This is a genomic window from Pseudoclavibacter sp. JAI123 (assembly GCF_013409665.1).
Classification (GTDB): Bacteria; Actinomycetota; Actinomycetes; order Actinomycetales; family Microbacteriaceae; genus Pseudoclavibacter.
This window is the reverse complement of sequence record NZ_JACCCM010000001.1, coordinates 128,095-153,773: the sequence shown is the minus strand read 5'-3', so window position 1 is coordinate 153,773 and position 25,679 is coordinate 128,095. Positions and strand designations below refer to the sequence as shown.

25 protein-coding genes are annotated in these 25,679 nt (G+C 68.9%); 16 read left to right on the top strand and 9 right to left on the bottom strand.

Going from position 1 to position 25,679, the window contains the following annotated elements; all coding sequences use genetic code 11:
* The first annotated feature begins 14 nt into the window (after window positions 1–14).
* The gene (locus HDC34_RS00735; RefSeq protein WP_179555451.1) at window positions 15–2,027 is read left to right on the top strand and encodes a M13 family metallopeptidase; all 2,013 of its coding nucleotides are present in this window, start codon (window positions 15–17) and stop codon (window positions 2,025–2,027) included.
* 103 nt (window positions 2,028–2,130) lie between these two features.
* Here the strand turns inward: HDC34_RS00735 and HDC34_RS00730 are convergent, their stop codons facing one another.
* Together HDC34_RS00730 and HDC34_RS00725 are read right to left on the bottom strand one after the other, a co-directional pair.
* Entirely contained in the window at window positions 2,131–2,631 is a 501-nt protein-coding gene (locus HDC34_RS00730; protein ID WP_179555450.1) for a hypothetical protein, read from the bottom strand.
* Window positions 2,632–3,033: 402 nt separating this feature from the next.
* The gene (locus HDC34_RS00725) at window positions 3,034–4,371 is read right to left on the bottom strand and encodes a glutamyl-tRNA reductase (RefSeq protein WP_179555449.1); all 1,338 of its coding nucleotides are present in this window, start codon (window positions 4,369–4,371) and stop codon (window positions 3,034–3,036) included.
* A 141-nt stretch (window positions 4,372–4,512) separates the two neighbouring features.
* On the opposite strand from HDC34_RS00725, the gene hemE reads away from it, so the two are divergent.
* The 12 genes from hemE (at window position 4,513) to HDC34_RS00665 (ending at window position 15,386) form a co-directional block, all read left to right on the top strand.
* Window positions 4,513–5,646, top strand: coding sequence for a uroporphyrinogen decarboxylase (gene hemE, locus HDC34_RS00720; RefSeq protein WP_179555448.1), 1,134 nt, complete (start codon window positions 4,513–4,515; stop codon window positions 5,644–5,646).
* A complete protein-coding gene (locus tag HDC34_RS00715) occupies window positions 5,643–7,073 on the top strand; it encodes an NAD(P)/FAD-dependent oxidoreductase (RefSeq protein WP_179555447.1) in 1,431 nt (476 codons plus the stop codon). The genes hemE and HDC34_RS00715 overlap by 4 nt, the downstream gene beginning before the upstream one ends.
* Window positions 7,074–7,170: 97 nt before the next feature.
* On the top strand, window positions 7,171–7,494 hold the full coding sequence (locus HDC34_RS00710; protein ID WP_104310827.1) for a hypothetical protein: 324 nt from the start codon (window positions 7,171–7,173) through the stop codon (window positions 7,492–7,494).
* Window positions 7,495–7,524: 30 nt separating this feature from the next.
* On the top strand, window positions 7,525–7,986 hold the full coding sequence (locus HDC34_RS00705; protein ID WP_104310828.1) for a phage holin family protein: 462 nt from the start codon (window positions 7,525–7,527) through the stop codon (window positions 7,984–7,986).
* Window positions 7,979–8,275 (top strand): DUF3618 domain-containing protein, encoded by a 297-nt coding sequence (locus tag HDC34_RS00700; protein WP_104254473.1) that lies wholly within the window; start codon window positions 7,979–7,981, stop codon window positions 8,273–8,275. The genes HDC34_RS00705 and HDC34_RS00700 overlap by 8 nt, the downstream gene beginning before the upstream one ends.
* Window positions 8,276–8,336: 61 nt before the next feature.
* Entirely contained in the window at window positions 8,337–9,140 is an 804-nt protein-coding gene (gene hemQ / locus HDC34_RS00695; RefSeq protein ID WP_104310829.1) for a hydrogen peroxide-dependent heme synthase, read from the top strand.
* Window positions 9,137–10,423 (top strand): ferrochelatase, encoded by a 1,287-nt coding sequence (locus tag HDC34_RS00690; RefSeq protein ID WP_179555446.1) that lies wholly within the window; start codon window positions 9,137–9,139, stop codon window positions 10,421–10,423. The genes hemQ and HDC34_RS00690 overlap by 4 nt, the downstream gene beginning before the upstream one ends.
* On the top strand, window positions 10,420–11,343 hold the full coding sequence (gene hemC, locus HDC34_RS00685; RefSeq protein ID WP_308807208.1) for a hydroxymethylbilane synthase: 924 nt from the start codon (window positions 10,420–10,422) through the stop codon (window positions 11,341–11,343). Before HDC34_RS00690 ends, hemC begins: the two co-directional genes overlap by 4 nt.
* Window positions 11,344–11,357: 14 nt before the next feature.
* The gene (locus tag HDC34_RS00680; RefSeq protein WP_104310831.1) at window positions 11,358–12,269 is read left to right on the top strand and encodes a uroporphyrinogen-III synthase; all 912 of its coding nucleotides are present in this window, start codon (window positions 11,358–11,360) and stop codon (window positions 12,267–12,269) included.
* Window positions 12,270–12,366: 97 nt separating this feature from the next.
* Entirely contained in the window at window positions 12,367–13,392 is a 1,026-nt protein-coding gene (hemB, locus tag HDC34_RS00675; protein ID WP_104310832.1) for a porphobilinogen synthase, read from the top strand.
* Window positions 13,389–14,741: a glutamate-1-semialdehyde 2,1-aminomutase gene (hemL, locus tag HDC34_RS00670; RefSeq protein WP_179555445.1), complete on the top strand. Its 1,353-nt coding sequence runs from the start codon at window positions 13,389–13,391 to the stop codon at window positions 14,739–14,741. The genes hemB and hemL overlap by 4 nt, the downstream gene beginning before the upstream one ends.
* A 6-nt stretch (window positions 14,742–14,747) precedes the next feature.
* Window positions 14,748–15,386: a DedA family protein gene (locus tag HDC34_RS00665; protein WP_104254478.1), complete on the top strand. Its 639-nt coding sequence runs from the start codon at window positions 14,748–14,750 to the stop codon at window positions 15,384–15,386.
* 152 nt (window positions 15,387–15,538) lie between these two features.
* Here the strand turns inward: HDC34_RS00665 and HDC34_RS00660 are convergent, their stop codons facing one another.
* Window positions 15,539–16,198, bottom strand: coding sequence for an FMN-dependent NADH-azoreductase (locus tag HDC34_RS00660; protein ID WP_104310834.1), 660 nt, complete (start codon window positions 16,196–16,198; stop codon window positions 15,539–15,541).
* Window positions 16,199–16,276: 78 nt separating this feature from the next.
* Between HDC34_RS00660 and HDC34_RS00655 the strand changes: the two genes are divergently transcribed.
* The gene (locus HDC34_RS00655; RefSeq protein ID WP_104310835.1) at window positions 16,277–16,624 is read left to right on the top strand and encodes a helix-turn-helix domain-containing protein; all 348 of its coding nucleotides are present in this window, start codon (window positions 16,277–16,279) and stop codon (window positions 16,622–16,624) included.
* A gap of 41 nt (window positions 16,625–16,665) precedes the next feature.
* Here the strand turns inward: HDC34_RS00655 and HDC34_RS00650 are convergent, their stop codons facing one another.
* Window positions 16,666–17,685, bottom strand: a complete 1,020-nt coding sequence (locus HDC34_RS00650; protein WP_104310836.1) for an MDR family oxidoreductase — start codon at window positions 17,683–17,685, stop codon at window positions 16,666–16,668.
* A 54-nt stretch (window positions 17,686–17,739) separates the two neighbouring features.
* Between HDC34_RS00650 and HDC34_RS00645 the strand changes: the two genes are divergently transcribed.
* Together HDC34_RS00645 and HDC34_RS00640 are read left to right on the top strand one after the other, a co-directional pair.
* Complete coding sequence (locus HDC34_RS00645; protein ID WP_179555444.1) at window positions 17,740–18,213, top strand: GNAT family N-acetyltransferase; 474 nt, start codon at window positions 17,740–17,742, stop codon at window positions 18,211–18,213.
* A gap of 110 nt (window positions 18,214–18,323) precedes the next feature.
* Window positions 18,324–19,676, top strand: a complete 1,353-nt coding sequence (locus HDC34_RS00640; RefSeq protein ID WP_104310838.1) for an ABC transporter substrate-binding protein — start codon at window positions 18,324–18,326, stop codon at window positions 19,674–19,676.
* A gap of 498 nt (window positions 19,677–20,174) precedes the next feature.
* Here HDC34_RS00640 and HDC34_RS00635 read toward each other — a convergent pair whose 3' ends face one another.
* The 5 genes from HDC34_RS00635 to HDC34_RS00615 form a co-directional block, all read right to left on the bottom strand.
* On the bottom strand, window positions 20,175–20,981 hold the full coding sequence (locus tag HDC34_RS00635; RefSeq protein WP_104310839.1) for an ABC transporter ATP-binding protein: 807 nt from the start codon (window positions 20,979–20,981) through the stop codon (window positions 20,175–20,177).
* On the bottom strand, window positions 20,978–21,961 hold the full coding sequence (locus HDC34_RS00630; protein ID WP_307852828.1) for an ABC transporter ATP-binding protein: 984 nt from the start codon (window positions 21,959–21,961) through the stop codon (window positions 20,978–20,980). Before HDC34_RS00630 ends, HDC34_RS00635 begins: the two co-directional genes overlap by 4 nt.
* A 22-nt stretch (window positions 21,962–21,983) precedes the next feature.
* Window positions 21,984–22,964, bottom strand: a complete 981-nt coding sequence (locus HDC34_RS00625; protein WP_179555442.1) for a branched-chain amino acid ABC transporter permease — start codon at window positions 22,962–22,964, stop codon at window positions 21,984–21,986.
* A 9-nt stretch (window positions 22,965–22,973) separates the two neighbouring features.
* Complete coding sequence (locus HDC34_RS00620; protein WP_104310840.1) at window positions 22,974–24,248, bottom strand: branched-chain amino acid ABC transporter permease; 1,275 nt, start codon at window positions 24,246–24,248, stop codon at window positions 22,974–22,976.
* Between the two features lie 454 nt (window positions 24,249–24,702).
* Entirely contained in the window at window positions 24,703–25,623 is a 921-nt protein-coding gene (locus tag HDC34_RS00615; protein WP_179555441.1) for a rhodanese-related sulfurtransferase, read from the bottom strand.
* Between the last annotated feature and the right edge of the window lie 56 nt (window positions 25,624–25,679).

The window sequence follows — 25,679 nt, the reverse complement described above, 5'->3', positions numbered from 1 at the left end:
CTAGCCTGAGAGGCATGTCACAGACGGACGACCTCGCCTCCACCGCTCCCGCATCCGAGCAGCTCCCCTCGGGCATCGACCTGGAGGCGCTCGACGCCTCGGTCCGCCCCGCCGACGACCTGTTCCGGCACACCAACGGCAAGTGGATCGCCGCCACGGAAGTGCCCGCGTACCTGCCGGCCTACGGCAGCTTCATCCAGCTGCGCGAAGACGCCGAGAAGGCGGTCCTCGACATCCTCGAGAGCGGCAAGGACGCCGAGCCGGGTTCAGAGCTCCGCAAGGCCGCCGACGCCTACGCGGCGTTCATGGATGAGGAGAAGCTCGAGGCCCTCGGCTTCGACCCGGTCCGCCCCGACATCGACCGCGCCCTCGCCGCCTCCTCGATCAACGAGTTCCTCGCCGTGCTCGGCGACCTCGAGCGCACGGGCCTCGGCTCCTTCGTGTCGGCGTACGTCTACCCCGACCTCAAGTCGCCCGCCGAGTACGCCCTCTACTTCGAGCAGTCCGGCCTCGGCCTGCCGGATGAGAGCTACTACCGCGAGGAGCAGTACGCGGAGATCCGCGAGCAGTACCGGGCGCACATCGCCCGCATGCTCGGCCTCGCCGGTCTCCCCGACGCGGAGGAGCGCGCCGCGCGGGTCTTCGCTCTCGAGACCGAGATCGCGGGGCTCCACTGGGACGTCGTGAAGTCGCGCGAAGCGGAACTCGCCTACAATCCGCGCACCTTCGACGAGCTCAGCGCCGCCTACTCCAACGTCGACTTCGCCGACTGGACGGGCCGCTGGGGTGCACCCGCCGGGGCCCTCGACCGCGTCATCGTGCGTCAGCCCGACTTCTTCGAGGGCGTTGCCGGCCTCCTCACCGAAGATCGCCTCGAGGCCTGGCGCGACTGGCTCGTCTGGGGCATCGCATCCCAGTACTCGGGCATCCTCGCCCCCTCGACCTCCGCAGCCAACTTCGAGTTCTACGGCAAGACCCTCCAGGGCACGCCGGAGCAGCGGGAGCGCTGGAAGCGCGGCACGGGCCACGCCGAAGGCAAGCTGCCGGAGGCGATCGGCAAGGCATATGTCGAGCGGCACTTCTCGCCGACCGCGAAGGCCAAGATGCTCGAACTCGTCGGGTACCTCACCGGCGCGTACCGCGCATCCATCACCGAACTCGAGTGGATGAGCCCGGAGACCCGTCAGCGCGCCCTCGACAAGCTCGAGAAGTTCGTCACGAAGATCGGCTACCCCGACCGGTGGCGCGACTACTCCGACCTCGAGATCAAGGACGACGACGTCGTCGGCAACTCGCGCCGCGCATCCGTCTACGAGGCCGCCTACGAGTTCGCGAAGCTCGGCACCCCTGTTCGCCGCGATGAGTGGATGATGCCACCGCAGACCGTCAACGCCTACTACTCGCCGGGCGAGAACGAGATCGTCTTCCCAGCCGCCATCCTGCAGCTGCCGTTCTTCGACGAGCACCGTGACCCCGCCGCGAACTTCGGCGCGATCGGTGCCGTCATCGGCCACGAGATCGGGCACGGCTTCGACGACCAGGGCTCGAAGTACGACGGAGACGGCCGCCTCGAGGACTGGTGGACCGCCGACGACCGCGTCGCGTTCGAGCAGCGCACTCGCGCCCTCATCGACCAGTACAACGAGCTCTCCCCGGAGGGCACCGACGGCCAGAAGGTCAACGGCGAGCTCACGATCGGTGAGAACATCGGCGACCTCGGCGGACTCGGCATCGCCTGGAAGGCGTACCGCGCCTACCGCGCCCACGCTGGCTTCAGCCCAGACGACGAAGACACCATCGATGGCCTCACCGCCGCGCAGCGGTTCTTCCTCAGCTGGGCGCAGGCCTGGCAGCAGAAGGCTCGGCCCGAATACGCCAAGCTGCTGCTCGCCGTCGACCCGCACTCGCCGGCCGAATTCCGCTGCAACCAGATCGTGCGCAACGTGGATGCCTTCTACGACGCGTTCGACGTCACCGAGAACGACGCCCTCTGGCTCGCCCCGGAGGCACGCGTCACCATCTGGTAGCAGGCCCAGGCGGCCCACGCCTCGACAAGGACACCCCTCGTGACGGAGCCGACTCCATCGCGAGGGGTGTCCTCGTCCCAGCGCGTGCCGCGCCGACGAGGAGTTACTCGACGCCGTTCGGCGTCCAGATGTCACCGACCTTCGACAGCATGACCAGCGCCCCGGAGCCCAGGTAGGTGGATGCGACAGCATCACCCGCGCACAGGTCCACCGAGTCCGCCGCGTACACCGCCGACGAGGTGATGCGGTCTTCTGCATCACCGAAGAGCAGCGCGAACGAGCCGTCGGCGACGGGAAGCGTGCCATCGGCCAGCTCGAAATTGCCCGCGTCGATGCCGGTGCTCTCGGCGAGCGTGTCGACCGTGTCAGCAGGGCAGGCGATGACGGCGCCAGTCGCACCGCTTGGCAGGAGCGCCCCGAAATCGAGCGTCCCACCCATCTCGTTCTCCGTCAGCGCGTCCGCAATCGCCGTGCCCGGCGCCTGCATCCCCTCATCAGGCGCGACGTCGCCATCCTGCCCGCCGCCCGCGCATCCGCTGAGCGCCAGCAGCGCAGTCAGGGCAGCGGCGGCAGTGAGCAGTTTCGAACGGTGATCGCGGAGCATTCGCAAGGGTTCCCATCGACGGAGCGTGCACCTGGCGGTCGGCTCGGAACGCTCGCCGCGGGTTCCGACGAGGCGCGGCGCCCGAGCTTGCCAGCGCCCGACGATTGTCCCTCGCGAGTTCGAGGATGAGCGTCAGCCGGTCCGCGTGGCCGTGCATTCGGCGGTCGAGCCGCTGCACCCGTCATCTCGGTCGCCGGCTGCGCTTTCGGGCTGGCAGAGTCACCTCGTTGCGGGAAACTTCCCACAAGACAGAGAGTTCTCTATCCCGAGTCGCGGCCGAGGCCGGTATGGGCATGGCACCGGAACGAAGACCGACGCGAGGACTGGGGCCTCGAGTCCGGGGCAGGCCGAAGGGCCGCGGAACGGGTCACCCGAGCCAGGGCGCGGGCAGAGGCTTCAGTGCTAGGACGTGTGGACGGGGCACTCGAGGGCCCCATCGTCTTCCGCGTCGGCGACGCGGGGAAGCGGCGTCGGGAGAGCGGGTGCTGCGGGCGTCTTCGGGGCTGCGCGCTCGACGGTGATGCCGAACAGCAGCTCGATGGCGTCGAGGTACTCGTCGCCGCGGCCGGCGCGGGCGAGCTCCTTGGCGCGCACTGACGGGCTGTGCAGGAGCGTGTTCGCGAGGCGACGCAGGGCGGCTTCGGCGACCCCGGCATCATCCTTGCTGGCGACGCGCTCGGTCTCTGCGCGTGCGATGTCGGTGATGTGCGAGCGGAGCGCGGCGATGCCCTCGGCAACGCTCGTCTCGGCCTGCTGCTCGACGAACTCGCTGGCGGCGCGCGAGACGATGCAGCGGGCTTCATCTGCTGCGCCGAGCTCCTCGAGGGGAGCGTGGATGCGGATGGTCTCGAGGTCGAGCACCGAGACGCCGTCGAGGCGCCCGACGGCCGGGTCGACGTTTCGGGGCATGCCGAGGTCGATGATGAGCGTCGACTCGGCGCAGCCGGGCGCGAGGCGGGCTCCGAGCATGAGGTCGTAGTCGATGACCACCGTGTCGGCAGTTGAGCAGGTGACGACGAGGTCGGCGTTCGACAGGTACTCGGGGAGGTTCTCGCGGTCGATGACGAAGACCCCGTCTCGCTCCGCGAACTTGTGGGCGCGGTTCGAGGGGGAGTAGACACCGACGCGCGTGACGCCGCGGTCCTGGAGTGCCTTCAAGGAGGCGGCGGCGTACGAGCCGGTGCCGACGAGCACAACCTGCGCTGTGCTCCAGTCAGCGATCTGAGACGCCGCGAGCTCGAGGGAGAGGCGAACCAGCGAGCGGCCGGCGCTCTGCAGCTTCGTGCCGGACTTGATGCCGCGTGACGTGGTGGACGCCGACTGGAAGAGGCGCTCGAGCTGGGAGGTCGACATTCCGGCGGCGCGCGACTCCTCGAGCGCTCGGCGAACCTGGCCGGAGATCTCGCCCTCGCCGACGACGACGGATTCGAGGCCGCTCGAGACTGCGAAGAGGTACTCGGGCACCTGGGTGTCGTGGATGACGGCCATGTTGGCGCGGAGCGTCTCGACCGAGACGTCGAGTGCCGATGCGATGGTCGGCATGAGCTCCGGGGCGACGGGCTGTGCCGTGTCGATGTCGAGGTAGATCTCGAAGCGGTTGCAGGTGGCCAGCACGATGGCTCCGTCGACACCGGGGGCGCCGCGGAGCGCGGACTCTAGTTCGCCGTCCTCGCGGGCCGCGAGCTTTTCGAGAACTGGGAAGCTCGCGGTGCGGTGATTGGCACTCAGACACAGCAACACGATTACTTATTGTAGAAGTTCTTGGCGCATCCGCTTCTGAGCCATACCTTCCCTTAATCTGCTTGCGGTCCGGGAATAGGTCGAGATGCGCGCGGTGGCAGGCTGTGTTCCCCACTCGAGTGCCGGGTAGAGAATGGTGTGGTGACCGAGACAGCTCCCGCACCCCTCCCACTCAGCGATTCGCACCCCCTCTCTTCCGGCCTCACGGCCGACGCGCCGCTCATCCGGGCTGCACGCGGCGAGCGCCCCGAGACGCTGCCGGTGTGGTTCATGCGGCAGGCGGGGCGTTCGCTGCCGGAGTACCGCGAGCTGCGCACGGGGATCGAGATGCTCGATTCCTGCCTCCGCCCGGAGCTCGCCGCGGAGATCACGCTGCAGCCCGTGCGCAGGCACGGTGTCGACGCGGCGGTCTTCTTCAGCGACATCGTGGTGCCGCTCAAGCTCATCGGCGAGGCCGTCGACATCGTGCCGGGCACGGGCCCGGTCTTCGAGAACCCGGTGCGGACCTCGAAGGAGGCGCACGAGTTCGCGGCCCGCGTTCGGGAGCGCATCAGTCCCGAGCTGTTCGCTCCCATCTCGGAGGCGGTGTCCCTGACGGTCGCGGAACTCGGCGCGACCCCGCTCATCGGCTTCGCGGGCGCCCCGTTCACGGTCGCCGCGTACGTGGTCGAGGGCGGCCCGTCGAAGGACCATCTCCGCACGCGCACCCTCATGCAGGCGGACCCCGAGGCGTGGGCTGACCTCTCCGGCGCGATCGCCGAGCTCTCCGCCGCCTTCCTGGAGGCGCAGGTACGGGCTGGCGCGAGCATCGTGCAGCTGTTCGACTCCTGGGCGGGATCGCTGAGCCGCGACCGGTACCAGAGGTCGATCGCCGCCTCGAGCGGGCTCGCGCTCGAGCGCGTGAGAGCCTTGCGCACCCCCGCCGGTGAGCGTGTTCGCACCATCCACTTCGGCGTCGGCACGGCCGAGCTCCTGCCGGACATGCACGCGATCGGCGCCGACGTCATGGGTGTCGACGACCGCATCACTCTGGATGAGGCGTCGCGTCGCCTGGGCGGCAACGTGCCGCTGCAGGGCAATGTCGACCCAGCCGTGCTCGGCGCGGGTGACGCGGTGCTGCAGGCGCATGTGCGCGACGTGGTCCGACGCGGCAACTCCGCGCCAGCCCACATCCTCAACCTCGGCCACGGGGTCCCGCCTTCGGCCGACCCTGCCGTCCTGACCGGACTCGTGGAGTTCGCGCACTCGCTGCCGAATGGCGGTCGGGTCGAGTGAACCAGCGACACTCGGAGCAGCCCGAACTCCTCGTCGTCGGCGGGGGCATCGCCGGGATGCTCGCCGCGAGGCGAGCCGCGAGCCGCGGCGTCCGGGTGCTTCTGGTCGAGGCCGGAGACCAGCTCGGCGGAATGATCCGCCGTGCCCACCTCGGCGACCTGCCGATCGATATCGGCGCTGAGGCGTTCGCGACGAAGGGTGGCGCCTTCGCGGCGCTCCTCCAGGAGCTCGGGATGCTCGACGACGTCGCCGAGCCGCGCGCGCTCGGATCCTGGGTGGTGACAGACGGCACGGCCGCGCCCATGCCGGCGGGGGGACTTCTCGGGATTCCCGGCGAGGCGTCGCTGCTCGACGCCGAGGCTCGGGCGGCCGTGCACGCGGCGGTCGGAGACGCAGGCATCGCCGAGCTCGAGCGCGATCGGCGGCTCGATCCGGAGATCGGTGCCGACGCGCGCAACCTCGAGGCGCTGGTCCTCGCCCGTATGGGGCCGATCGTGCTCGGAAGGCTCGTGGCGCCGGTCACTCGCGGCGTCTACTCGCTCGACCCTTCGGACCTCGACCACCGAGTGCTCGTCCCCGGCCTCGCCGATCGCCTCCTCGAGCACGGCTCTCTCGCAGGCGCCGTCGCCGCGCTGCGCAAGAGCGCGCCCCCGGGTGCTGCCGTGCGCACCGTCACAGGCGGGATGCACCGGGTCGTGGCGCTGCTCGAGCGCGAGCTCGCCGAGCTCGGCGTCGAGGTGCGCCTCGGCACGCGCGTCGTGGCCGTGCAGGAGCACGCGGGGCTGTCTTCCGGCGACGAGTCCTGGAGCGTGGAGCTCGAAGACGGGGCGAGCGTGCTGGTGCAGCGCATTCTGTCGACGATCGCCGTCCCGACATCGCAGCCGGCGTCACCGGGCGAACGCCCCGTGCCGGCCGAGGTCGTCGCCCTGCTCGTCCGCGCCCCGCAGCTCGATGCCCGACCGCGTGGAACCGGAGTGCTCGTCGGCGACCCGAGCACGAGCATCCGCGCGAAGGCGCTCACCCACGTCACCGCGAAGTGGGCCTGGCAGGAGGCGGCGGCAGGCGCGGGGATGCACGTGCTCCGCCTCTCGTACGGCCCCGAGGTGAGCGGGGGAGCCGAGCCGCTCACCGGTGGACTCGACGACGATCAGCTTCTCGCCCTCGCCTGCGCCGACGCCGGTCGCCTGCTCGGAACCGCCATCGCCGCCGACGATGTCGTGGCCATGGCGAGGCAGGTGTGGCATCTTCCAGCTCCTGCGGCACGGCTCGGCCGCGCTGAGACGCTGCGCGGCGCACGCTCGGCGGCGGAGGCGTCGGTCGGTCTCGCGCTCGCGGGCACCTGGATCGACGGCACGGGGCTCGCGAGCGTCGTGCCCGGTGTGCTCCGTGCGGTCGACGGGCTGTTCCCCGCGGACGCACAGGCTTAGCGCGAGTTGAGATGCCGAGCGGGGCTAGGCTTGATTCGTGGCTTCACAGCGCCCGATCGACCGGTCGCGGGCGCACCGGCGAACGATAGGAGTTTTCATGAAGAAGTTCGTGTTTGTGCTTGGCCTCGGTGCCGGGTACGTCCTCGGGGCTCGCGCGGGACGCAAGCGCTATGAGCAGATCTCCTCGGTCGCGCACACGGTCTGGGACACCAAGCTCGTCCGCGCCAAGCGCGCCGAGGTCGACGAGATCTCCCGCAAGCTCGCTCCGAAGGTCGCAGACGCGGCCGTCAGCGGCGCGAAGCTCGTGACCGCGCAGGTCACGAAGGCGGTCAAGGACAACGGCAAGAAGGGCTCCTCCTCGAAGTCGAAGCCACCGGCCCCCACCGGCACGGTCGGCAACCCGAGCAGCGACGCATCCTAACCAGCACTCCCAGCAGAGAGCGACACACTCATGTCTGAGTCGTCAGAAAAGACGCCGATCCGCGGGCCCTTCCCCGGCATCGGCCGCACGAGGGCCAACCCGAAGTCGAGGGCGAGCCTCGGCACGCTCGTGACCGACGTCCCGAAGCTCCTCACGAAGCTCGTGCGCGACGAGGTCGAGCAGGGCAAGCGGGAGCTCATCTCGACGGGCACGAAGTACGGCATCGCGGTCGGCCTGTTCGCCGCCGCGGCGTTCTTCGCGCTCACCCTGTGGGCAGTGCTCGTGACCGCTGCCGTCCTCGGGCTCAACACGGTCTTCGCGCCGTGGCTCTCCGCGCTCATCGTGGCAGGCGCGTTCCTGCTGCTCGTCATCGTGCTCGGCCTCGCCGGCTACGTCGCGCTCAAGCGCGCGGGCAAGCTCGCGCCGGAGCGAACGATCGCCAGCGTCAAGCAGGATGTCAACGCAGTGAAGGGGCTCGGACAGTATGAGTGAGCAGAACGGCGAGGCGACCCTCGCGAAGAAGGAAGACAAGCGCAACGACGGCCAGCTGAAGGCCGATATCGAGAAGACCCGGCGCGAGCTGGCGGCGACGCTCGACGCGATCGAGGTGAAGGTCGACCCGCGCATCCGCGGTCGCGAGCTCCTCAACTCCACGCGGCACAGCATCCAGCGCCTGAAGGAAGACAATCCGCTGCTGCTCGCGGGTCTCGCGACCGGTGCAGCGGTTGTCGTGGCCGGCGGCATCACGGCCGCCGTCACGCTGTACCGCCGCTCGCGCTGAGCTGTCCGGCGCTCGTCACGCGCACCCCGAATCATTCCTCGACATTTCGTAGAATAGGACCATGACCCACTCGAACGAGGTCCCGGCTTACGCGGCCGAGCCCAATGCAACGTCAGCAGTCCCCGCAGAGCAGGCAGACCAGGCCGCTCCAGAAGCGCAAGCGGGCAATGAAGAGCAGGGTGGGGGCACGACGCTCACGGAGTACACGATGATCTCCGTGTTCCGTCGCGAGACCCTCAACGAGCTCGTGCTCTCAGGGCGAGACGCCATCAAGGCCGTCGACGAGCTCGATGGCATCGTGGCCGAGCTCGCAGAGAACGGCGTCAAGGTTCGCGGCTTCTACGACGTCTCCGGGTTCCGACACGACGGCGAGCTCATGGTGTGGCTGCACGGCGAGGCGCCGGAGAGCCTGCAGTGGGGTCTTCGACAGATCCGCCGCAGCGAGCTCATCGCACCGCTCACCCCGTCGTGGCAGATCGTGGGCGTGCACCGCGCGGCGGAGTTCAGCGCACGCCACATGCCCGCGTACATGCTCGGCAAGGAGCCGCGCCAGTGGGTCACCGTGTACCCGTTCGTGCGCTCCTACGAGTGGTACCTGCTTCCAGAGGATGAGCGTCGCCAGATGCTCGCCGAGCACGGGCGCGCAGGCTCGTCCTACACGTCGACGCTCACCAACACGGTCGCGGCCTTCGGCATCAGCGACTACGAGTGGCTGCTCGCCCTCGAGGACGACAACCTGCTCAACCTCGTCGACATGATGCGCGATCTGCGCCAGACGGACGCTCGGAGGCACGTGCGCGAAGAGGTGCCGTTCTACACGGGTCGCTTCGTGCAGACCTCCGAGATCGTCGAGGTGCTGCAGTGACCGACGTCGCCCCGCGGCAGACCGGCGAGCGCACTCCCGGACGCAAGCCCAACCCCGCGACGTTCACGCGCGTCGAGGTCAACGCGGCCGTCAGCGCAGCATCCGACGCCGCCAGGTTCGGGCCGGAGCACACGACCGAGCCCGTCGCGTACGACGGCATCCTGCTCGCCTCCTTCGGCGGACCTGAGGGGCAGGACGAGGTCATCCCGTTCCTGCGCAACGTCACGGCCGGTCGCGGCATCCCGGACGAGCGCCTCGAGGAGGTCGCCCACCACTACCGCCACTACGGCGGCGTGAGCCCCATCAACGAGCAGAACCGCCAGCTGAAGGCGTCCATCGAGCGCGAGCTCGAGCGCCGCGGCATCGACCTGCCCGTCTTCTGGGGCAATCGCAACTCCGAACCGTACTTCAACGACGTGCTCCTCGATGCCCGCGAGGCGGGCTGCTCGACGCTCATCGCGATCGCCACGAGCGCCTACTCGTCATTCTCGAGCTGCCGTCAGTACCGCGAGGACTTCGCGGATGCGCTCGAGGACTCGGGCCTCGGCGGTCAGCTGACCATCGACAAGGTGCGCGCCTTCTTCGACCACCCCGGATTCGTGGCGCCCTTCATCGAGGGTGTCCGCGACGCGGTGCTCAGCCTCGCGCAGGAGCACAGCGAACTCGACCTCGCCACCGAGGTCGAGGTGCTCTTCACGACGCACTCGGTGCCCATGGCAGACGCCGAGAACTCGGGCCCTCCCGGCGCCGGCTTCGGCGAGAGCGGCGCGTACGCAGCTCAGCACCTCGCTGTCGCCGAGGTCGTCGCCCTTGCGGCGCAGCGTGAGCTCATCGAGGACACCACGCTCGCCGGCCGGGTGCCGGAGCAGCTCTCCTGGCAGCTCGTCTACCAGTCGCGCTCCGGACCGCCCTCGCAGCCCTGGCTCGAACCCGACATCAACGACGTCATCGAGGAGCTCCCCTCGAAGGGCGTCAAGGCGGTTGTCGTCGTGCCGATCGGCTTCGTCTCCGACCACATGGAGGTGCTCTGGGACCTCGACAACGAGGCGAAGGACTCCGCGGCGGATGCGGGACTCGCGTTCCGCAGGACCCCCACGCCCGGCATCCACGCCAAGTACGTCGAGGGCCTCGTCGACCTCGTCCTCGAACGTCGCGACGCGATCCCCGTCGGAGAGCGACCGGCGATGACCACCATCGGCCCCTGGTTCGACGTGTGCCGCCCCGGCTGCTGCGCGAACAAGCGCCTCGGCTTCAAGCCGGCGGTGTCCGGACTCCTGCCGTGACGCTCCGGATCGGCACGAGGGGCAGCGCCCTGGCGGTCGCGCAGACCTCGACCATGGCGCGGGAGCTCGAACGCATCACGGGCGAGCCGACCGAGCTCGTGCGCGTGACGACACACGGCGACGTGACCCGCGCGGCGCTCTCGTCGCTCGGCGGCACGGGAGTGTTCGCGAGTGAACTCCGCGACGCGCTCCTCGCAGGTGAATGCGACCTCGTCGTCCACTCCCTGAAAGACCTCCCGACGGCCAAGGCCCCCGGTCTCACCGTCGCTGCCTACCCGGTGCGGGAAGACCAGCGCGACGCGCTCTGCTCGCTCGGCGGCGCATCCGGTCTGACCCTCGAGCAGCTGCCGCACGGCGCGAAGGTCGGCACCGGCTCGCCACGTCGCGTGGCGCAGCTGCTGACACTGCGGCCAGACCTCGAGATCCGCGACATCAGAGGCAACGTCGAGCGGCGACTCCGCTTCGTGACCGACGGTGAGCTCGACGCCGTGGTGCTCGCAGCCGCGGGCCTGGAGCGCCTCGGGTTCGCGGCGGCGATCACCGAGCGCTTCGACCTCGAGACCTTCCCGAACGCCCCAGGCCAGGGATGCCTCGGCATCGAAGTTCGCGACGGCGAAACTCCTGCCGGCGTCTCCCAGCTCGACGACCCGACGGCGCGCGCTGCGGTCCTCGTCGAACGCGGCATTCTCGCGACACTCGAGGCCGGTTGCGCCGCCCCCGTCGGCGCCTCCGCGCGATACGCCGACGGAAAGCTCGAGGCGTGGGCTACCGTGTATGCAGTAGACGGATCTTCGCGGGTGTCCAGCAGACGTGCCGTGGAGGTCTCCGACCCCCGCGCACTCGATGCCGCCCAGGCAGAACTGGTCACGCTCATCTCGACGGACCTCTTCGATCAGGGTGCGCTCGCGCTGATGGCCTGAACGGAGGAGCCACGATGGATGCACCGCTGAAGGGCTGGAAGATCCTCGTTCCTCGTGGAGGCGTCTGGGGTGGCGACGTGGCCGAAGCTGTTCGAGCCCGCTCCGCCTTCCCGATCACCGCCCCCCTCATCAACTTCGCGAGCCCCAACGAGAGCGATTCGAGGGTGCTGGCCGAGAAGATCCGACTGCTCGAGAGCGGTCACTACAACTGGGTGGCCGTTACGAGCGCCACCGCGGCGGACGTCATGCACTCGCTCGGCGTGAAGGTGCCGGACCACACGCTCATCGCGGCAGTGGGGGAGACGACGGCCGCCTCGCTCACGACGGCCGGCTACCGAGTCGACTTCGTCCCCACGCACGACAACTCCGCCAAGGGCCTGCTGCTCGAGTGGGCCGAGGCGGCGCGCCACCAGCCTCCCATCTCCGTGCTCTGGCTGCGTTCGGAGGTCGCACGTCCCACGCTGGCAGAAGGGCTCGCGAGGCGCGGGCACCTCGTCGACTCCGTCGTCGCGTACCGCACGGTGGGCGTGCCCGCCGCGGAGAGCATCCAGTACGACATCCGGAACAGCCGGATCCGGGCGATCCTCGTGACGAGCGGATCCGTGGCCGAGCAGGTCGACAAGCAGTTCTCGCCCATCCCCGACGAGATCTACATCGCAGCGATCGGCCCGCGCACCGCGAAGGACGCCAGGCAGCTCGGCCTCCGCGTCGACGTCGTCGCGAAGCAGCGATCGGTCGCGTCGCTCCTCGACGGCCTCGAGTGGCTCGCCAGCGGCAGCGACATGCCAGTGACCGAGGCCATCGATCTCAAGGCGGTCCGAGCGTTCGAGGCCGAGCTGCAGGCCGAGCACGACAACCAGCCCGTGCCGAAGGAAGACATCCCCGCGCTCGACGAGGGCCGCGGTCAGACTCCCGGTGACCGCTGAGCTGCCCGATCGCAGCGCGGCGCCGGAATCGGAATGAATGCAGGGTCGGATCGCGGTCGCGAATCCGACGCTGAACGTTGAGGAAGGACACGATCGCATGATCTCCCCAAGCCGCAGGCCCCGCCGTCTGCGCCAGAGCGACGCCGTGCGCCGCCAGGTGCGCGAGGTGCGAGTGCACCCGAACGACCTCATCCTGCCCCTGTTCGTGCGCGAGGGGGTCAGCGAGCCCATCGACATCTCGTCGATGCCCGGCGTGCAGCAGCATTCGCTCGACTCGCTCCGTCGCGTCGTCGATGAGGCGGCGGGGCTCGGTGTGGGCGGGGTCATGCTCTTCGGCGTGCCGGAGACACGTGACGCGGTCGGTTCGGGCGCCACCGACCCGAACGGCATCCTCAACGTCGCGGCGCATGTGCTCGCGGAGGAGTTCGGGGATGCCATCGTCGTGCAGACGGACCTCTGCCTCGACGAGTTCACCGACCACGGGCATTGCGGGGTGCTGGATGCCGCCGGCCGAGTCGACAACGACGCGACGCTCGAACGCTACGACGCGATGGCGATCGCTCAGGCAGACGCGGGCGCCGCGATGCTCGGCATGTCCGGGATGATGGACGGCCAGGTCGCCAGCGCGCGCGCGGCCCTCGACGCGGCCGGGCACACCGACGTCGCGATCGTCGCCTACTCGGCGAAGTACGCGTCCGCCTTCTACGGCCCATTCCGCGAAGCCGTCGACTCGCAGCTCCAGGGCGACCGCCGCACCTACCAGCTCGACCCGGCGAACCGTCGCGAGGGCATGCGCGAGGCGCTCATCGACATCGACGAGGGCGCGGATGTGGTCATGGTGAAGCCTGCGGGCTCGTACCTCGACGTGCTCGCCGACGTCGCCGCGGAGTCGATCGTTCCCGTCTGGGCGTATCAGGTCAGCGGCGAGTACGCCATGATCGAGGCGGCCGCCGCGAACGGCTGGATCGACCGCGACCGCGCGATCGCCGAATCCATCACCTCCATCCGCCGCGCTGGGGCCGACGCCGTGCTCACCTACTACGCGAGCGAGCTCGCCCGCACCCTGAACCTGCAGGCGGGCACTGGAGTGTCGGCGGCCCATGGCAGAGTGGACGCACGATGAACCACGCAGCCTCAGCAGCCCTGTTCGCCCGCTCCCTCGACGTCACTCCGGGCGGTGTGAACTCCCCGGTCCGCGCCTACGGCTCGGTCGGCGGCACCCCTCCCTTCGCAGCTTCGGCCACGGGCCCGTACCTGACCGACGTCGACGGCAACGAGTACGTCGACCTCGTCAGCGGATGGGGCCCCATGCTGCTCGGGCACGCGCACCCGGCGGTCGTCGCCGCCGTGCAGGACGCCGCGGCCCGCGGGCTCTCGTTCGGCGCGCCGACTCCGGCTGAGACCCAGCTCGCAGAGCTGGTCGTCGAGCGCATCGCCCCCATCGAGCAGGTGCGTCTCGTCTCGACGGGCACGGAAGCGACCATGACGGCGCTTCGCCTCGCTCGCGGGTACACGGGCCGCGACCTCATCGTGAAGTTCGCCGGCTGCTATCACGGGCACTCCGACGGTCTCCTCGCGGCGGCCGGTTCTGGGCTCGCGACGCTCGCGCTCCCCGGTTCTGCCGGGGTGCCAGAGGCCATCACGTCGCAGACCATCGTCGTGCCGTTCAACGACCTCGACGCCGTGCGTGCCGCGTTCACCGAGCATCCGGGCGAGATCGCCGCCGTCATCACGGAGGCGTCGCCCGCCAACATGGGCGTCGTGCCGCCTGAGCCCGGCTTCAACCGCGCGCTCGCAGAGCTCTGCTCGGCCGAGGGTGCACTGCTCGTCTGCGACGAGGTGCTCACGGGCTTCCGCACGGGCCCTGCCGGCTGGTGGGGCGAGGAGCAGAAGAGCGAGGCCTCAGGGGGGTGGCAGGCCGACCTCTACACGTACGGCAAGGTCATCGGCGGCGGCATGCCCGTCGCGGCGCTCGGCGGCTCACGCGAGATCATGAGCCACCTCGCCCCTCAGGGCCCCGTTTACCAGGCGGGCACCCTCTCGGGGAACCCGGTTGCGGTTGCGGCCGGCATCGCGACGCTCGCGCTTGCCGACGCCGACGTGTACGCACGGGTCGACGCGGCCGCTGAACGCATCCGCGCCGCCACCTCCGAGGCGCTCAGCGCCGCTGGCGTCGCCCATTCGGTGCAGAACGTCGGCAACCTCTTCAGCTTCACCTTCGGCGACGGCGCGGCGCTCGGCTGGACCGGCACCGGAGGAGGCCCGCGCAACGAAGACGAGGTCAAGCGCCAGGAAGCCTGGCGCTACCCGCCGTTCTTCGCCGCCATGCTCGACGCGGGGGTCAACCTGCCGCCGAGCGTGTTCGAGGCGTGGTTCGTGTCGGCTGCCCACGATGACGCGGCCATCGAGCGAGTCCTCGCGGCGCTGCCCGCCGCAGCGAAGGCCGCGGCAGACGCCGTGGCGCCAGAGTAGGGGCGCGTGGAAGAGCTCTCGGAGTGGGTGCTCGGCCTCCGCGGCTCCGGGTGGAGCTTCGCGGTGGCCGCGCTCGTGCTGCTCATCGGCGGCGTCGTCACGTTCCTGCCCAGCCAGTCGCTGGTCGTCGCGCTCTCCGCGCTGACGGCCGGGGATCAGGGCTGGACGGCGCTCATCAACCTGTTCGGCCTCTTCGTCTTCTGCGTCGCCGGCATGGTGCTGGGCGACATCGGCACGTACTGGCTCGCGCGAGGCATCGGCTTCGGCAAATGGAGTTGGATGAACGGGCGACGGCTCACCGCCGTGCGCACACGGGTCGGCGACCAGCTCAAGACCCGGCCGAAGTGGGTCATGGTGACGGTCAGGCTCCTGCCGATGGGCCGCATCGCGACCGTGCTCGCCGCATCCGACGCCCGCATGCCCATGCCGCGGTTCCTGCCGCTCTCCGTGCTGGCCAGCGCCGTGTGGGTCGGCTACGCGGTGCTCATCGGCGCGGCGTTCGGCTCGTGGAGTCAGAGCAACCCGCTCCTCATGATGGCGCTCGCCGTGGTCACCGCCATCGCTCTCGGCGTGCTCGCGCAGCTCGTCAACGGCTGGTTCGAGAAGCTCGCGGAGCGCCGGAAAGCGCACCACGTCGCCAGCTGAGCCCGTCCCTGAAGCGCGTTTCGGGATGGGTTGCTCGCTTCGGGATGGGGTGCACCCCATCCCGAAACGCGAAACCCATCCCGAAAGAGGCCACTCGGTGAGCGAGGCCCGGGGTCTGCCTGGCCGGGGGCCTGGCAGGGCGGATGCGCTGCTTAGGCCGCGTCGGCCTTGCCACGAAGCTCGGCGAGCTCACGCCCGGACTGGGTTGCCTTCGTCTCGGCGTCCGACTTGAGGTCGGCGGCGAGGTCAGCGAACTGGTCGAGTGCCGGGTTCACGCCGACGAGCGTGAAGGGGCGCTGGACGACGCGGAGGTCAAGACCCCAGACGTCCTCGAGCAGACGCGTGAGGTACGGCGTGGAGTGGTCCCAGCCGGCCTTCGGGGTGCCTTCGTCGTAGTTGCCACCGAGGACGGTCGCGAGCGTCGCCGGCTTGCCGTTGAGGGTCGTGCTGCCCGGGTTGATGCGCGGGTCTGTGTAGGCGAGGTCGAACCAGAGCTTGAAGTGCTGGGAGACGCCGTAGTTGTAGAGGGGGACGGTGAAGAGCAGGGCGTCGGCGTCGATGAGCTCGTCGGCCAGCTGCGTGGCGAGGGCGACAGCGGCGCGCTGCTCCTCGGTGCGGTCCTCTTCCGGGGTGAAGCCTGCGTAGACGGCGTTCTGCCAGGCGTCGGCGGGGATGGGGGAGTCGACGAGGTTGCGGCGGGTCACGACGGAATCGGGGTGGGCTGCAACCCATTCGGCCTCGACGAGGTCGCCGAGCGCACGGCTCGCGGAGGTGGCGGGCATGAGGCTCGCGTCGATACGCAGCAGGGACATGGTGCTCCAATCTGATTCACAGAGTCACTCTGAAAACCAGAGCGACTCTGTGGAGGTTAGCACGGGTACACTGACGGCATGGCAGAGAACGTGCAGGTGCACAGCGCGGCAGCGTGCGACGGCGCCATCTCGCTTGCCTTCACCCTGCTCGGCAAGCGCTGGAACGGCATGATCATCGACGTGCTCGGCTCGCAGCCGCTAACCTTCGTCGCCCTGCGCCGCGCTGTGACCGGCATCAGCGACGCCGTTCTCTCCGATCGTCTCAGCGAGCTCGCGGCCGCGGGCCTCGTGGAACGAACCGTCAGCAACGGGCCGCCTGTCTCGGTCAGCTACGAGCTCACGACGGCAGGCCAGCGCCTCATCCCGGTGCTCAAGCAGCTCGGCACGTGGGCGTCAGAGAACCTCGAACCGGCACGCTCGAGCTGATCCTCGCCCAGGGTCTATGGCCCCGAAGTGGGCCGAACGGGTCACAGGTCGCCGCGGACGCGCACAACCGTCCTGCCACGCACCTTGCCGTCCAGGATGGGCTGCGCGTGGTCGAGCGCCTCTTCCAGGGCGATGACCTCCGTCATCGACTCCAGCAGCTCACTGTCGAGCTCGAGGAGCCGGTTCCACGCCTCCGCCCGCACCTCGACGCTCTGCACCACCGAGTTGATTCCTCGCAACGTCACGCCCCTGAGGATGAACGGCATCACCGTCGTCGGCAGGTCGGTGCCCTGTGCGAGGCCGCATGAGGTGACGATCCCCTCGCGTCTCGTCTGGGCGAGCACGTTGGCGAGTGTCGTGGAGCCGACCGCGTCGACGGCGCCCGCCCAGCGTTCGGTCTGCAACGGCTTGCCCACCGCATCCGACAGCTCGCGCCGGTCGATGATCTCGGCCGCGCCGAGCCTCCGCAGGTAGTCACCCTCCTCGTCCCCGCGGCCCGTGGAGGCCACCACCCGGTAGCCGAGGCCCGCCAGCAACGCGATCGCGACGCTGCCCACCCCGCCGGCCGCGCCGGTCACGAGCACGTCGCCATCACCAGGCTCGACCTGCTTCTCCAGTGCGAGCACCGAGAGCATCGCTGTGTAACCGGCCGTGCCGATCGCAGCACCGTCGATCAGCGACATCGCCTCCGGCAGGTGGATGAGGGACTCGTCGTCCACGAGGCACACTTCGGCGAGGCCACCGTGCCGGGTCTCGCCGAGGCCAGCGCCGTTCAGCACCACTCGATCGCCGGGCACGAAGTTCTGGGTGCGGGACTCGCGCACGACCCCGACGACGTCGATGCCGGGGACAAGCACATCCGCCCGGCTCACGCCGGGCTTCCCCGCGAGCAGCAACGCGTCCTTGTAGTTGAGGCTCGTATAGGCGACGTCGACCAGCACCTGGTCTCGCCGCAGGTGACCGCCGCCGAAGAGCTCATCGTCGAGCTCGTCGAACGCGACATCGATGCGAGGCTTGCCCGCCGCGTCAGTGGACTTCGTCGTCAGGTATCCGCGAACCATGGCGCCATCGTAGGTGGCCAGTCTCCGAACTCCACCTCTGCGACACTGGCTGACATGATCACGGTTCGCACCTTCCCCGAACTCAGCGCGGCCGAGCTGTGGGGCATCCTGCACCTGCGCTCGAGCATCTTCGTCGTCGAGCAGGACTGCGTCTATCTCGACCCTGACACCGCCGACTTCGCAGAGGGCACCCAGCACGCGTTCGTCGGCGACGACCCCCTCTACCCCTACAGCTACGCGCGCCTGCTGCCGCTCGGCTGGCCGGACGAGCACCTCCCGACCGACGCGCGCGCGATCGGCAGAGTCGTCACCGCCGAGAACTCAAGGGGCCTCGGATACTCGGCCCAGATCATCCGTCACCTCATCGAGATCGCCGACAGCGAGGGGGTCGGGGCGGCCCTCAACGGGCAGGCGCACCTCGAAGCCTGGTACGCGCGATTCGGCTTCGAACGGTGCGGCGACACCTTCATCGAGGACGACATTCCCCATGTCCCGATGGTGAAATACACATCGAGCCCCCACTCATGATTTACTCGCTCGTAACAAGCATGAATCAGTTCGTCGCAGTGCCGCGGCTAACTTGAGATCCGGGCGCCGCTGCGCGGCGCTCGCTCTCTGCTTACGTATAAAGGAGCACCATGAGTAACCTTGCCAAGTCGTCTCCCTCCAGGAAGCTGCGCATCACCACAGGAATCGCCGCCATGAGCGTCGGCGTGTTCATGCTGGCCGCGTGCTCTTCGACGACAGATGGTGGCGAACCAGCCGCGGACGGCGACGCCGCTGCCGCAGTCTGTGGCCCGGACACGGCTGAGACCGTAACCGAGGTCTCGCCCGTCGAAGCCCCGACCGCTCAGGAGCGCTCCGAAGCGCTCAAGATCGGCTCGCTGCTTCCGCAGACCGGAACCCTCGCCTTCCTCGGCCCGCCCGAGATCGCGGGCGTCGACCTCGCCGTCGCCGAGATCAACGCATCGCCGTCCGGCGTGCTCGGCGGCAACATCAGCGTCGTCCACCGCGACTCTGGTGACACGTCGACCGACATCGCCACGCAGTCGGTCACCGACCTCCTCAGCCAGAATGTGTCCGCCATCGTCGGCGCCGCATCGTCCGGCGTCTCGATGACGGTCATCGACCAGATCACCGGCGCGGGCGTCGTGCAGATCTCCCCGGCCAACACGTCGGCCGAGTTCTCCACGTACGCAGACAACGGCTTCTACTTCCGCACCGCCCCCTCGGACATCCTCCAGGGCCGCGTCAACGGAAACACGATCGTCAACGACGGCAACGCATCCGTCGGCATCATCTACCTGAACGACGCGTACGGCTCGGGCCTGTCCGAGAGCATCACCACGGCCGTCGAGGCCGCTGGCGGCGAGGTCGTCGCCTCTGAGGCCTTCAACGAGGGCGACAGCCAGTTCTCGGCACAGATCGACGCCGTCACGGCAGCCGACCCCGACGCGATCGCGCTCGTCGCGTTCGACCAGACGGCGACCATCGTCCCGCAGCTCATCGGCACCAAGGGCTTCCCCGCCGACAAGCTGTACATGGTCGACGGCAACATGGCCGACTACTCCGCTGACTTCGAAGAGGGCACGCTGAACTGCGCCAAGGGCACCATCCCCGGCGTCGTCGCCTCCGACGACTTCCGCGCGAAGCTCCTCGGCATCGACCCCGACCTGAAGGACTACACGTACGGCGCTGAGTCGTACGACGCCGTCATCCTCGCTGCCCTCGCGGCGCAGGCCGGTGGGGCAGCTGACCCGACCACCATCAAGGACAACATGCAGAAGGTCTCCGTCGATGGTGAGAAGTGCACCACCTACGCCGACTGCGTCACGCTCCTCGAAGCTGGCACCGACATCGACTACGACGGCGTCTCCGGCCCGATCTCGTTCGACGAGAACGGCGACCCGTCAGAGGCCACGATCGGCATCTACCAGTACGGCAGCGGCAACACCTACTCCAACATCGGAGAAGAGGCTGGCCAGCTCTAAGCTGACTCGCTGAACGAGGGCCCGGGATGCACGCATCCCGGGCCCTTCCGTGTGCCCAGGAGGTGCATCCGCTCACCCGACCGTCCGGCCCGCATGGCCTCGGGGGCCCGCTGGTGCAGCGCGATTCTTGCGGTCGCTGCCGGTCAAGTGGCCCTTCTGGGGTGCTGGAATGGGCGCTTTGGCTGGCAGCGATGGGGTGTGGATGCGCGGCAGGTGCGGTTTCGGGTTCCGCTCGCCCGTCCGGCCCGCATGGCCTCGGGGGCCCGGTGGTGCAGCGCGATTCTTGCGGTCGCTGCCAGTCAAGTGACCCCTCTGGGGTGCTGGATTGGGCGCTTTGGCTGGCAGCGATCAAAAAGCAGCGCGGGGAGGGGCACTTCGACTGGCAGCGGTGGGGTTCGGTGGGGTGCGCAGGGGCTCGCGGCGCGCACGCAGAAGGGCGGGGAGGTCCCAGCGCGTCTGCTGGAGGCCTCCCCGCCCGTCTGCCGTGGATGCTGGCGGCTAGTGGGCCGCGTCGCCGTCCTTCGCCTGTTCGTCCGCGGCGAGGGTGCCGAGGTAGAGGGCGATGACCTTCGGGTCGTTGAGCAGCTCGCGGCCGGTTCCCGTGTACGCGTCCTTGCCCTGGTCGAGCACGTAGGCGCGGTCGCAGATCTGCAGGCAGCGGCGTGCGTTCTGCTCGACCATGATGACCGAGACGCCAGCGCGGTTGATCTGGCGCACGCGCAGGAACGTCTCGTCCTGGCGCACTGGTGAGAGGCCCGCGGAGGGCTCGTCGAGCAGCAGCACCGACGGGTCCATCATGAGGGCGCGGGCCATGGCCACCATCTGGCGCTCACCGCCGGAGAGCGAGCTGGCGCGCTGCTTGCGACGCTTCCCCAGCTCGGGGAAGAGGTCGGCGACGAACTCGAAGCGCTCGTTGAAGACCTTGGGTCGCAGGAAGAGCCCCATCTCGAGGTTCTCCTCGATGGTGAGCGACGGGAAGACGTTGTTGTTCTGCGGCACGAGGCCGACGCCCTTGGCGACGAGCTTGTCGGCGCGCAGGCCGGTGATGTCCTCGCCCTTCAGCATGACGCTGCCGCCGCGGATCTTGATCTGCCCGAAGATGGCCTTGAGCACCGTCGACTTGCCGGCTCCGTTGGGGCCGATGATGCCGATGAGCTCACCGGGGTAGGCGTCGATCGAGCATCCGTTGAGGATGTTCACGCCGGGCAGGTAGCCGCCGACGAGGTCGATGGTGGACAGCACTGCGTCGCCTCGCGGCGCGGTCGATGCCGGTGCAGCGGATGCGGTGGGCTGCGTCTCGCTCATTTGCCGTCACTCTCCTTCGTCTCGGCCTTGGTCTCGGCGATCTCCTCGGCGATCGAGGTCGTCCCGAGCACCTCGGCCTCGTACTCGGCGGCCGCCTCGACGCCTTGTTCCTCGGCGATGCGCTCGACTTCCAGTTCCTTGATGTCGAGGTCGCCGAGGTCCTGGTCGTGGTGCGCGCCGAGGTACGCGTCGATGACGGCCTGGTCCTTCATGACCGTCTCGGGTGGGCCCTCTGCGACGATCTGGCCCTCGGCCATGACGACGACCCAGTCGGAGATGTTGGTGACCATGTGCATGTCGTGCTCGACGAACAGCACCGTGGTGCCGTCGTTCTTGAGCTCCTTGACGTGGCCGAGCAGCGACTGCACGAGCGCCGGGTTGACGCCGGCCATTGGCTCGTCGAGCATGATGAGCTTGGGGCTGCTCATGAGCGCGCGGGCCATCTCGAGCAGCTTGCGCTGTCCGCCCGAGAGGGACGCCGCGTAGTCTTCGCGCTTCGCGTCGAGCTTGAAGCGAGCAAGGAGCTCGTCTGCCTTCGCCGTGATCTCGGTCTCGCGCTCGCGCCACAGCGGCTTGAAGAGCGCGCGCAGCATGCCCTCGCCGCCCTGCTGGTCGGCGCCGAGCAGCATGTTGTCGAGCACCGTCATGCGCCCGAGCGACTTCGTGAGCTGGAAGGTGCGGACCATGCCGGAGCGCGCGACCTTGAAGGCTGGCACGTTTGCGAGCGAGGTGCCGTCGAACGACCAGGTGCCTGTGTTCGGCTTGTCGAAGCCCGTCAGCAGGTTGAACATGGTCGTCTTGCCGGCGCCGTTCGGACCGATGAGCGCGGTGATCTTGCCGCGCGGGATCTCTAGGTGCTGCACATCCACTGCCGTGTTGCCGCCGAACTGGCGGGTGACGCCGTCGGCGATGACGATCGGGTCGACCTTCTTGCAGCCGGGTCCGACCTTGCCGTCGACGAACTCGTGGGTGGGGAGGATGCCCGCTGGGGGGCTCGTCTGCTCAGGCACTGAAGCTCAGCTCCTTCTTGTTTCCGAAGATGCCCTGGGGTCTGAAGACCACCAGCAGCATGAGCGCGATTCCGACGATGATGAAGCGGAGCTGGGCGCCCTGCGTCATGGAGAGGAAGGTGATCGCCCCGGATTCGATGAGTCCGTTGATCACGCCCTGCGTGAGGGAGAGGACCACCCAGAAGATCATGGCGCCCACGATGGGGCCGAAGATCGTCGCGGCTCCACCGAGGAGCATGATCGTCCAGATGAAGAACGTGAGGCCCGTCGTGTAGTTGGCGGGCTGCACGGCTCTCGGCAGGATGAAGATGATGCCGGCCAGCGAGCCGAGGAGACCTCCCGTGATGAGGGCCTGCATCTTGTAGGCGAAGACGTTCTTGCCGAGGCTGCGCACGGCGTCCTCGTCCTCGCGGATGCCGCGGACCACGCGACCCCACGGGCTGCGCATGAGGGCCCAGACGAGGAGCGTCGCGAGGAGGACGATGCCCCAGCCGACGATGCGAGTCCACCAGTCGTACGCGTTGTACGTGAAGGGACCGAAGCCGTAGGTGCCGTCCGGGATCGGGTTGATCGCCGCGAAGGTGCCCTTGAAGCCGTTGAGGCCGTTGGCGGCACCCGTGACCGGGGTGAGGCCCGTCGTCGTCACGATGTACCGGAGGATCTCGGCGGAGGCGATCGTCACGATGGCCAGGTAGTCAGCTCGCAGCCGCAGTGTCGGGACACCCAGGATGAACGAGAAGATCACCGAGACCACGATGACGCACAGCACGGCGGCCCAGAGCGGCCAGCCGAGGCTGATCGTCGGGATCGCGAACGCGTACGCGCCGATCAGCATGTACGCGGCCTGACCGAAGTTGAGGAGGCCGGTGTAGCCGAAGTGGATTCCGAGGCCGATCGCGGCGAGCGCGTAGGCAGCGGTGGTGGGGCTGAGGAGCTCGCCGACGGCGTTGCTCAGGATGTTTGACCAGTCCATGTTCGTCTCCTAGCCGACTCGCTCGCGGCGGCCGAGAATGCCCTGGGGCCTGACGAGCAGGACCAGGATGAGGATGAGGAGCGCCGCCGCGTACTTGAGGTCGGCGGGGATGAAGAGGGTCGAGAGCTCGACGAAGATGCCGACGACGAGCGATCCGACGAGCGCGCCGTACGCGGAGCCGAGGCCACCGAGGGTGACGGCGGCGAACATCAGCAGCAGCACCTGGAAGCCCATGTCCCACGACGACTGGCGGTACAGGGCGAGCATGACGCCGGCGAGGGCGGCGAGGCCACCTGCCGTGGTCCAGACGATGCGGATGATGCGGTCGACGTTGATACCGGATGCGCTCGCGAGCGACGGGTTGTCGGAGACGGCTCTGGTTGCCTTGCCGACCCTGGTGCGGGTCAGGAACAGGGCGACGAGCAGGAGGGTGACGATCGAGATGCCCATGCTCAGCAGCGAGCCTGTCGTGATGCGCACGGGGCCGAACTCGACGGCCCCGCTGAGACCCACGGAGCTCATCGGGAGGATCGCTCCGCCGAAGAACAGCTGGTAGATGTAGCGCAGCGCGAGGCCGAGGCCGATGCTCACGATCATGGCGGGCACGAGGCGCACGCCGCGCTTGCGCAGTGGCTTCCAGAGCGTCGCATCCTGAACCCAGCCGAAGGCCGCGCCGAGGAGGACGACGATGATCATCGCCACGAAGATGTTGAGCCCCATGGAGACGGAGAAGAGCCAGGCCATGAGGCCACCGAACGTGACCAGCTCGCCGTGCGAGAAGTTGTTCAGCCCGGTCGTGCCGAAGATCAGCGTGATGCCGATCGCGCCGAGCGCGATGAGCAGGCCGAAGTTGAGCCCCGCGACGAGGCGCTCGATGAGCTGCGAGCCGAAGTTGCTGCTCTGCCTCGTGTCCTCGCCGAGCGCGAAGAGGCGACCGACGTTGGTCGTCGACCACTCGTCCTCCGTGACCTCGGCCGTCGCCCCGTCTTCGTTGCGGAGGTCCACGCCGTCCGGCAGCGTCTCCGTGTCGAGCGTCACCGTGTAGTTGCCGGGGCCGGGGACGGGGACGCGCCAGCGTCCGTCCTCACCCGACTCCACCGTCTCGGTGTAGCCGTCGCCTTCGACGGTGAGCGAGACGCCCTCGACGGGTTCGCTCTCGAAGTTGAGGATGCCGCTGATCGAGTACGCCGACTCCTCCGGGGGCTCGGACTCCGCGTTTGCGGGTCCGGCCATCGAGAAGACGCCGAGGAACGCGAAGAGCGACATCGCGAGGGCCGCGAGCATTCGGTGCGTTTGGGTGAGCCGGGAACGCCCGGCGGTCGCTGAGCGCGATCCGGCTGGCGGAAGCGGACTGAGGAGAAGGGGCACGGAGTACCTCCAGTGCGAGTCGGGCTGGGCACGACGACTGAACGAGATTCTGGAACTGCTATTGCTGCAAGCGAGGATTCGCCACTCTGCGAATCTACGGATGATTTGTATCGGCAATGTTTCTTTGCCGCTACACACGATAGCGGTGCGGGCGTGCCGCTGTGCGCCGTGAGCCGCCCGAACGCGCAATTTTGTTCTACGTCACCACAAATGTGGCGGTCCGGCGCGTTCCAGTGTGCCGCCGCCGCCAAGATCGGGGATGTCTGAAGATCACCCACGTGCTCGGCGTGTCACCGACCGGAAGGTGGTCCGTCAGGGCCTCGAGAGGAGCGACGGATGCGGCCGACCCGGCCCTGGCCCGATCCTCCGGTCAGGAAACCGCCCTGTCTGGGACCGCCGCGAGCTGGTGCTCGGCGCAGAGCAGCTCGTTCGCGCCGCAGTCTTCGCAGGCGACGAAGCGCTCGCGGCACGAGGCGTCGCTGCAGTTCTGCGTGCGGTGCGTGGGCGCCGCGCACTCTCGGCAGCGCCCGAGCATCTCGGTGTTCGGCCCGAACTCGAGGTGCTCGCGGGCGTCGAAGACGGCGAGCGATCCCTTCCAGAGGCCTTCGTTGCCGAACTGCTCGGCGTAGCGGACGATGCCGCCGTCGAGCTGGTACACCTCGCTGAAGCCGCGCTTCACCATGAGCGCGGAGAGGACCTCGCAGCGCACGCCTCCCGTGCAGTAGGTGACGACGGGCTTCGACTTCAGCTCGTCGTACTTGCCGGACTCGAGCTCGGCGATGAAGTCACGGGTTGTGCCCGTCTCTGGCACGACGGCGCCCTCGAAGCGGCCGATCTGGGCCTCGATGGCGTTGCGTCCGTCGAAGAAGACGACGTCGTCGCGCGACTCGACCAGTGCGTGGAGCTCGTCGGGGGCAAGGTGGGTGCCGCCGCCGACCACGCCGTGCTCGTCGACCTCCAGTTCCCCGGGCGCCCCGAAGCTCACGATCTCGTCCCGCACCTTGACGCTGAGGCGCGGGAAGTCGAGGCTCTGTCCGTTCTCATCGAGGCCGGTGCCCTCCGACCACTTGTAGTCGGCGTCCTTGAACGCCGCGTACTCGCGGGTGGTGCGCACGTACCGCTTGAGCGCGTCGAGCTCCCCGCCGAGGGTGCCGTTGATGCCGTCCTTCGAGATCAGGATGCGCCCGCGCAGCCCCAGCGACGCCGCGAGGTCTCGCTGCCAGAGGCGGATCGCCTCCGGATCGGCGAGGGGCGCGAAGGCGTAGTAGAGCACGATCTTGGGGACAGCCATGCGGTCGATTTTAGGTGAGCGGCGGGGCTCCGAGCGTCGAGGGGGCGCGGATGTCG